This is a genomic window from Neisseria sp. P0014.S009 (genome assembly GCF_051958155.1).
GTDB classification, from domain to species: Bacteria; Pseudomonadota; Gammaproteobacteria; order Burkholderiales; family Neisseriaceae; genus Neisseria; species Neisseria flavescens_C.
On the sequence record NZ_JBQCVS010000027.1, the window covers coordinates 1 to 7,317 of the forward strand.

General features: G+C 50.1%; 5 protein-coding genes and 1 tRNA gene. All 6 read left to right on the forward strand.

The genetic code is table 11. The features are described 5' to 3' along the window. Positions 1 to 235 precede the first annotated feature (235 nt). Entirely contained in the window at positions 236 to 1,330 is a 1,095-nt protein-coding gene (locus tag ACTHS4_RS11255) for an FAD-dependent oxidoreductase (RefSeq protein WP_070826032.1), read from the forward strand. A 167-nt stretch (positions 1,331 to 1,497) separates the two neighbouring features. After that, positions 1,498 to 3,561: a glycine--tRNA ligase subunit beta gene (gene glyS / locus ACTHS4_RS11260; RefSeq protein ID WP_070826033.1), complete on the forward strand. Its 2,064-nt coding sequence runs from the start codon at positions 1,498 to 1,500 to the stop codon at positions 3,559 to 3,561. A 164-nt stretch (positions 3,562 to 3,725) separates the two neighbouring features. Continuing rightward, entirely contained in the window at positions 3,726 to 4,805 is a 1,080-nt protein-coding gene (apbC, locus tag ACTHS4_RS11265; protein ID WP_440365952.1) for an iron-sulfur cluster carrier protein ApbC, read from the forward strand. Positions 4,806 to 4,864: 59 nt separating this feature from the next. After that, positions 4,865 to 4,940, forward strand: a tRNA-Lys gene (locus ACTHS4_RS11270). A gap of 589 nt (positions 4,941 to 5,529) precedes the next feature. After that, positions 5,530 to 6,009 (forward strand): hypothetical protein, encoded by a 480-nt coding sequence (locus ACTHS4_RS11275; protein WP_204788568.1) that lies wholly within the window; start codon positions 5,530 to 5,532, stop codon positions 6,007 to 6,009. A 22-nt stretch (positions 6,010 to 6,031) separates the two neighbouring features. Next, the coding region (locus tag ACTHS4_RS11280; RefSeq protein ID WP_440365953.1) for a hypothetical protein at positions 6,032 to 7,317 on the forward strand (1,286 nt) is incomplete at its 3' end.

Below are 7,317 nucleotides of genomic sequence, written 5' to 3' on the forward strand. Positions count from 1 at the left end.
AGGTGCTCATGGAAAATCCCCTAAATGTCTTGGTGGGAATTTAGGGGATTTTGGGGAATTTTGCAAAGGTCTCAAGCTGATTGGCAGCTTGAGGGAAGATTTTTGTTTACGTATTACTGATTCAGCCCGAACATGATCTGCAAAAACTGTTCTCATTTTGTGTCGATATTGTGATAAAGCAAAACAAGTTCTAAAATATGCAGTTCATTTTCATATTAAAAACAAGGAGAAACTAATGTCTAAGATTGCTGTACTCGGCGGCGGCCTTTCCGGTCGCCTTATTGCGTTCCAATTGGCAGAGCAGGGCATTTTGGTCGAGTTGTTTGAGAAAGGCGAACGCAACGGCGCGCAAGCCGCCGCTTATGTTGCTGCGGCCATGTTGGCGCCGTCTGCCGAAGCGGTGGAGGCAACGCCCGAAGTCATCCGTTTGGGCAAACAAAGCATTGCGCTTTGGCGCGCGATTGTCGGCCGTCTGAATACGCCGGTGATGATGCAGGAAAACGGCAGCCTGATTGTCTGGCACACGCAAGACAAGCCGCTTTCTGCCGAGTTTGCCCGTCATTTGAAGCGCGGCGGCGTGGCGGAACATGAAACCATACGTTGGAACGCGGATGAAATCGCAGCAAACGAGCCGCAACTGGCAGGGCGGTTTTCAGACGGCCTGTATCTGCCGACAGAAGGGCAACTGGACGGACGGCAAGTATTGAATGCGCTTGCCGATGCTTTGGAATCAATGAATGTGGCGTGTCATTGGTCGTGCGAACGCGAAGTCGAAGATTTGGCGGCGCAATATGATTGGGTCATCGACTGCCGCGGTTATGGTGCAAAGAGCGCGTGGAACAGGCCGTCTGAAAGTGTTTTGCGCGGCGTTCGCGGCGAAGTGGCGCGCGTTTACGCCCCCGAAATTGAGCTGTCCCGCCCCGTGCGCCTGCTGCATCCGCGCTATCCTTTGTATATCGCGCCGAAGGAAAACCATATTTTTGTGATTGGTGCGACCCAAATCGAAAGCGAAAGCCAAGCGCCGGCCAGCGTGCGTTCCGGTTTGGAACTTTTGTCTGCGCTGTATGCCGTGCATCCGGCATTTGGCGAGGCGAACCTTTTGGAACTGGCCACCGGCCTGCGCCCGACTTTAAACCACCACAATCCCGAAATCCGCTTCAACCGCGAACACCGCCTGATTGAAGTCAACGGCCTGTTCCGCCACGGCTTTATGATTTCCCCAGCCGTTACCGGTGCGGCCGTGCGTTTGGCCAGTGCGCTGTTTGCCGGAGGCGACATTCCCGAATACGACGAAACCAGCGGTTTGCCGTATATCCGCGCCGCAAATTGAAGACGTTGCGGACAAAGTGGCTTGAAAATCGGGCAAATTGTTTGTGAAAGACAGCCACAGGCCGTCTGAAAATGATAAAATCGCCGTCAATTCAATTAACCTTGCGTCTGAAAACCGCATGATGCCGTATTCAGACGCCAACCAATTTCCTATTTAACGATAAGCACATGACAACCCAAACCCTTTTAATCGAACTTCTCACTGAAGAACTCCCGCCAAAAGCCCTCAATAATCTGGGCAACCATTTTGCCGCTTCCGTTGCCGAAGGCTTGGAAAAGGCGCAACTGATTGACGGCGCAGCCGAATACACTACCTATGCTTCTCCGCGCCGTTTGGCCGTTCAAGTCAAAAACGTGAAGGCCGTTCAAGCCGACCAAAAAATCGTGAAAAAAGGCCCGGCCGTGGCGAATGCCATGAAAGACGGTGCGCCGACTAAGGCTTTGGAAGGTTTTGCGCGCGGTGCGGGGGCGAAAATCGAAGACTTGACCGTCATCAACGACGGCAAGCAAGACGTGTACGCCTATGAATACGTCCAAACTGGCAAACCGCTGGGCGAGCTTTTGGAAGACATCATCAATGCTGCAGTGAAAAAATTGCCGATTCCTAAAGTTATGCGTTGGGGCAGCAGCACATTCACCTTCGTGCGCCCTGTACACAGCCTGATAGTGCTGCACGGCGGCGACATCGTCAACGTCAGCGTTTTGGGTCTGCAAAGCGGCAACAAAACATTGGGTCACCGCTTCCTCTCCAGCGGCGAAATCGCCATTGAAAATGCCGACAGCTACGCCGCCCAAATGCGCGAGCAAGGCAAAGTCGTTGCTTCGTTTGCCGAGCGCAAAGCCGCCATTCAGACGGCCTTGAACGAGCAGGCAGGCCGTCTGAAAGCCACCGTTGCCGCCGATGAAGCATTGTTGGACGAAGTGACTGCATTGGTCGAATGGCCTGTGGTATTGGAAGCAGGTTTCGAAGAACATTTCCTCGCCGTGCCGCAAGAATGCCTGATTCTGACCATGCAGCAAAACCAAAAATACTTCCCGCTGCTCGACCAAAACGGCAAGCTGATGAACCGCTTCCTGCTGGTCTCCAACCTGCAAACCGAAGACCCGTCGCACATCATCCAAGGCAACGAACGCGTTTTGCGCGCGCGCCTGTCTGATGCCGAGTTCTTCTACAAGCAAGACCAAAAAGCGACTTTGGAAAGCCGCCTGCCGAAATTGTCCAGCGTGGTTTACCACAACAAAATCGGTTCGCAGGCCGAACGCATCGAACGCCTGCAAAGCATCGCCGCCCATATCGCCAAAGCATTGGGTGCGGATGCCGCCGCAGCCGAGCGCGCCGCACGTTTGGCCAAAGCCGACTTGGTAACCGAAATGGTCGGCGAGTTCCCAGAATTGCAAGGCACCATGGGCAAATACTATGCCCGCTTGGACGGCGAAACCGAAGAAATCGCCGAAGCCATCGAGCAACACTACCAACCGCGTTTTGCCGGCGACAACCTGCCGAACGGCAAAGTGGCAACCGCCGTTGCTTTGGCCGACAAATTGGAAACCTTGGTCGGCATTTGGGGCATCGGCCTGATTCCGACCGGCGACAAAGACCCATACGCCCTGCGCCGTGCCGCCTTGGGTATTTTGCGGATGCTGATGCAGTACGGTTTGGATGTAAACGAACTGATTCAGACGGCCTTTGACAGCTTCCCCAAAGGTTTGCTCAACGAAAAAACGCCGTCTGAAACCGCCGACTTCATGCAGGCGCGTTTGGCCGTGTTGCTGCAAAACGATTATCCGCAAGACATCGTTGCCGCCGTACTCGCCAAACATCCGCGCCGTTTGGACGATTTGACCGCTAAACTGCAAGCCGTTGCCGCGTTCAAACAGCTGCCCGAAGCCGCCGCATTGGCCGCCGCCAACAAACGCGTGCAAAACCTGCTGAAAAAAGCCGATGCCGAGTTGGGCGCGGTTAACGAAAGCCTGCTGCAACAAGACGAAGAAAAAGCCCTGTACGCCGCCGCGCAAGGTTTGCAGCCGAAAATCTCCGCCGCCGTTGCCGAAGGCAATTTCCAAACTGCTTTGTCCGAACTGGCTTCCGTCAAACCGCAAGTCGATGCCTTCTTCGACGGTGTGATGGTGATGGCCGAAGATGCCGCCGTGAAGCAAAACCGTTTGAACCTGCTGAACCGCTTGGCAGAACAAATGAACGCAGTTGCCGACATTGCGCTCTTGAGCGAATAAGGCCGCGTTTCAGTTGACCCTTTTTTCAGGCTGCCCGATGATTCAGGCAGCCTGAAGTTTTTCGGGCGTATCCCTTGCATGGCGTTCAAGGGTATAATTCAGCAGATTTGTCAGGCAGGCAAATCGCGCACATCAAACAATTTCCCACATTCAAGAGGCAGATTATGAATATTCCAGCCATCCGAACCGCACTCGATGCCGTGTTGATTCCCACCACAATACGCACTTTGGGCAGCGAAAAAGCCGTTTCGCTTCTGGAAGAGCATTCAGACGGCCTGCATATCGGTCTGAAATTCGCGTTCCCAGTTGCCCATATTGCCGCAGACATTGCCAACGCCGTTCAAGAAACCGTCATTTCGCATACCGGCGATACCCACATTCACTTGAGTATCGATACCGAAATCGGTACGCATAAAGTTCAACCCGGCGTAGCAACCATCAAAGGCGTGAAAAACATCATCGCCGTTGCATCCGGCAAAGGCGGCGTCGGCAAATCAACGACCACTGCCAACCTTGCCACCGCAATGGCCAGAATGGGCGCACGCGTCGGCGTACTCGATGCCGACCTGTACGGCCCAAGCCAGCCCACCATGCTCGGCGTACGAGACCGCAAACCCGATCAACAAAACAAAAAACTCATTCCCGTTGAAGCTGAAAGCGGCATTCAAGTGATGTCCATCGGTTTCCTGGTCGATACCGACCAAGCCGTGGTTTGGCGCGGCCCGATGGTCAGCCAAGCCTTGCAACAGCTTATGTTCCAAAGCGAGTGGGACAATGTCGACTATCTCTTCATCGACCTGCCGCCCGGTACTGGCGATATCCAATTGACCCTGTCGCAAAAAATCCCCGTGACCGGCTCCGTTGTCGTCACCACGCCGCAAGACATTGCCCTGATTGATGCACGCAAAGCCGTGGATATGTTCAATAAAGTCAATATCCCGATTTTGGGCGTTTTGGAAAACATGTCTGTCCATATCTGCTCCAACTGCGGCCATGCCGAAGCAATCTTTGGCGCAGAAGGTGGCAAAAACTTGGCAGAGCATTTGAACGTACCGTTGCTCGGCCAACTTCCATTGAGCCTGCCTGTACGCGAAGCCATGGACAGCGGCACATCTTCGGCCTTGTTTGAAAACAACCAAACCATCGCCGACATCTACACCGAAGCCGCCTTCCAAATCGCGCTGGCCATTGCCGATAAAGGCAAAGACTTCAGCAGCCGCTTCCCGAAAATCGTCGTCGAATAAAAAAGTTTAAAAAAGGTGTTGACAGCTGTGCGCCCCATCTCTATAATGCACAGCTTATCGGGTCGTTAGCTCAGTCGGTAGAGCAGCGGACTTTTAATCCGTTGGTCGAGCGTTCGAATCGCTCACGACCCACCAAACGCAAAAAAAAACCTGCTTTGAAAAAAGCAGGTTTTTTTGCGTTTGGATTTTGGTAAAGAGTGATTTAGATTTAAGATTGGCCAGTTTTATCAGTAATTAAGCTGTTAGAAAAGTATAGTTATATTTTTCAATTGAAGGCAGTTAGGGTAGATATTTGGAGTTTCTTATCTAATGTAAAATCTTCATTACAAAACAGTTCACATTATTTTAAATATCATATTAATGACAAATGCAATCTATGCTTTTGTTTTTAGATTTGATTTAAATCTTCATTAAATTTCAACCTACTATAACATGCTAAAGGCGTTAAGTAGAAACATGCATACATTCATCAGTTAATAAAATTCCCTAAAAATGCATATAAAATATAAAACTACAGTAACTATTTATAAAGTTTTTGTAATTGTAATGCTTTTATTACAAATGATATATATAATTAGAAGTATATATGCGAGTTGCGTTCTTATGGGCTATTTCTAGGGTAAAGAGTAAAGATTGAAGCCTGACCAGTGGCAGTTTGCGTATAAGATCTAAAACAGGGAAGGACTCATGTCCATTCTATTAATAATTGCGAGGAATTTAAACGATGCAACTTTCCAAACTGACGGCTGCGGCAGTTTTGGCAGTATCTATGCTGTCTGCCTGTACATTAAGCAACAACAAATGGTCGAATTTTGATAACCAATCATCCCAAATCAAGCTGCAGGCAAATCAAGCCGGATTGGTTTTCTATCGTGTCGATACGGGCGTAAACCCAACGGCAGTCAATATCAAAGTCAATGGCGAATACCTGTCGTCTCTCCAAGTAGGCGGTTTTGCAAAAACAGAAATTTGCGCCAAACCTACAACTTTCGAAGCGCATTACGTAGCAGCCAAGCCTGCAACAAGACTCAACGTAAGCCTAACAGAACAATCAGTACACTATTATCAAATTGATGCAACAAACGTTTCAGTGCCTCAAATCAAAGAGGTTGATGCAGCAACAGCACAAGAAGCGTTAAAGAAACTCAAGCATCAAGCCCACACAATTTCACGCATTAACGAAACAGCCTGCGCGGCCAACTAAACAAATTTAAAAGGGAAAATCCATGTCAAAGAATATCAGCGTAAAAATCAATAGTGGCAACGAAACCGTTGAGACCGTCAAACTGAACGCAACGAATAAAAAAGTCATTATCAAAGCGCAACCGAATGTGAACTACGAATTGGTTGACGACAATACCCAATACGCTCCAGAAACTATCGATACCAAACGTATTGGTAACGACCTTCACGTTGCATTTGAAGGCACCGACATTAATCAAGAATCCGATTTAGTATTGGAAGGCTATTACGAAAACAATAATACCGAATTACTTTTGGGTAAGGCAGAAAACGGCCGATACTACGCCTATGTACCGCAAAGCGGCGTTGAAAGTGATGCGGTTACCTTGTTGGCAGAACAAGTATTTGCCCCTCAGGCATTGGGTGGTAACAGTGTAGCAACACCATTTTGGGCGTTTAATCCTAATTGGCTGTGGGCTGCAGCCGGAGTGGCTGCAGTAGGTGGCATTATTGCAGCTGCAAGTGGTGGAAAGGGATCTAGTAATCCTGACACCACTGCACCGGCTAAACCAGCTGTGACAGCGAAAGACAATGGCTCAGTGGAAGTGACTCCTCCGGCAGATGCGGATACCAAGTCTGTAGAAGTGAGCTACACCGATGAAGCGGGCACCCCGAAAACCGCCACCTTAACCAAAGGTGAAGACGGCACTTGGACTTCAAGCAACCCGGATGTTGCGGTAGACCCGGCAACCGGCAAAGCAACGATTCCGGCGGATAAAGTACAAGATGGTTCGCCAGTGAAAGCGAAAGCAACGGACACTGCGGGTAACGCAGGTGAAGAAGGTACAGTGAATGCGGGCAACAACCCAGCAACACCAGATACGACAGCACCAAGCGCACCGGAAGTGACTCCATCAAGTACTGATGGCTCAGTGAAAGTGAAAGTGCCAAGTGATGCAGAAGCAGGTGATACTGTAGAAGTAACAGTAACCCCTGAAGGCTCTGACACCCCTGAAAAAGTCACCTTAACTAAACAGCCGGATGGCAGCTGGACTTCAGACAAACCTGAAACAGTACCAAACGTTGAAGCAGGTAAAGACAGCACCACGATTCCACAAGATAAAGTGAAAGATGGTTCTGAAGTGACTGCACAGGCGAAAGACCCAGCAGGTAACGAAAGCACACCAGCTAAAGCGAATGCGGGTAATAACGCTGCAACACCAGATACCACTGCACCAAGTGCACCGGAAGTGACTCCATCAAGTACTGATGGCTCAGTGAAAGTGAAAGTACCAAGTGATGCAGAAGTCGGTGATACTGTTGAAGTAAC